Genomic DNA, 1684 nt, shown 5'->3' with positions numbered 1-1684 from the left:
TGGAATTTTTTATTGTAACCAATTGATACTAATTTACTCATATTGGCTTGTGTAAAGTACTGATACTTATCTCTAATATCTTCAGGCGTGTCGATAAAAGAAATGTCTTCCGGCTTATTCATGGCTTTAAATACAGCTTTTGTAAGGTCTAAAAATGTTCTAGCCTTGCCACTTCCCAAATTGTAAATCCCAGAGTTCTTTCTATGGTGCATTAGCCAGAAACATACATCAACTACATCTTTCACATAAACAAAGTCTCTCATTTGTTCACCGTCTTTAAATTCAGGATTATGCGATCGGAACAACTTCATCGCATATGTCTTTTTTATTTGGTTGTAAGCATGCCACACTACTGAAGCCATTCTTCCTTTGTGGTACTCATTAGGCCCATAGACATTAAAGAACTTTAACCCTGCCCAAAACAGCGGTTTTTTATCCTGTTCAAGTGCCCAAACGTCAAAATCTTGCTTCGATTGTCCATACGGATTCAATGGCTTTAGCTTAGGAATTTCCTCTTCGTTGTCATCGTAACCAAATTCACCTAGACCATAAGTAGCTGCTGAAGATGCATACACTAGAGGAATTTGATGTTTAATGCATAATTTCCATACTGACTTGGTATATTCAGTATTCATTTTTGTTAATAGTTCAACATCAAAAAGTGTTGTATCAGTTTTGGCACCTATATGGAATATGAATTCAACTTTTGGGCCATTAGTATCTAACCATTCAATGAATAGATCTCGATCAACCTTTTCACTTATATTCAGTCCTTCAATATTTTTGTTCTTATCTGCTCTATCAAAATTATCAACGGCTACTATATCATTGAAATTTTCATTATTGAGTTTTTCTATAAGTTGACTTCCAATGAATCCTACAGCTCCTGTTACTACAATCATATTGTTTTGGTTTTTGGCAAAATAACCCAATAAGATTCAATTATGGTAAAAGGTTAATTAAAATGTTGCCTTTAGTATCTTTGTGGCAGATTTAATTTATATGGTTTTCGTAAGTAGACACGAGCATTTTAATGCAGCACATAAGCTGTACAACCCAAGCTGGACAAAGGAAAAAAATGAAGAAGTATTTGGCCCTTGTGCTAATTCGAATTGGCACGGACACAATTTTGAAATAATTGTAACTGTAAAGGGGGAACCAAATAAAGAAACAGGGTTTGTTATTGATTTAAAAAAATTAAGTACTCTTATTAGAGATGAAATAATTCAAAAAGTAGATCATAAGAACTTAAATCTTGATGTTGATTTTATGCAAGGTAAGATGGCCAGCACTGAGAATTTGGTTATCGAGTTTTGGAAGATTCTTAAACCTCAAGTAGAAAAGATAGCTCCGAATGCACAATTGCATTGTATAAAACTATATGAAACACCACGAAATTTTGTAGAATATTATGGCTAGTGAAGGATGAGATACTATTTAGTGGCAGGCGAACGGTCTGGTGACCTTCATGGTAGCAACTTACTCAAAGAATTATCCAAGCTTGACAGTACGGCAGAATACAGAGGTGTAGGTGGTGATGAGATGATAGATGCAAGAATGGTGGCCAACATTCATTACAAAGAACTTGCATTTATGGGATTTTTGGAAGTTCTGTTAAACCTCAGGAAGATCAAATATTTTCTTAAGAGCACTAAGAATGATATCCTATCTTATCAGCCAGATG

2 protein-coding genes and 1 pseudogene are annotated in these 1684 nt (G+C 34.6%); 2 read left to right on the top strand and 1 reads right to left on the bottom strand.

What is annotated here, in order from left to right:
• Positions 1–902, bottom strand: a 902-nt coding sequence (rfaD, locus tag RLO81_RS08270; RefSeq protein WP_350109911.1) for an ADP-glyceromanno-heptose 6-epimerase, incomplete at its 3' end; no start/stop codon positions are given.
• A 100-nt stretch (positions 903–1002) separates the two neighbouring features.
• On the opposite strand from rfaD, the gene RLO81_RS08265 reads away from it, so the two are divergent.
• Positions 1003–1419: a 6-pyruvoyl trahydropterin synthase family protein gene (locus RLO81_RS08265; protein ID WP_350109908.1), complete on the top strand. Its 417-nt coding sequence runs from the start codon at positions 1003–1005 to the stop codon at positions 1417–1419.
• A 6-nt stretch (positions 1420–1425) separates the two neighbouring features.
• Positions 1426–1684 (top strand): annotated as a pseudogene (locus RLO81_RS08260) (lipid-A-disaccharide synthase); the annotation flags it as partial.

It is taken from the genome of Fulvivirga sp. (assembly GCF_040220315.1).
GTDB lineage: Bacteria > Bacteroidota > Bacteroidia > Cytophagales > Cyclobacteriaceae > Fulvivirga.
This window is presented reverse-complemented; position numbering and strand designations above follow the sequence as displayed.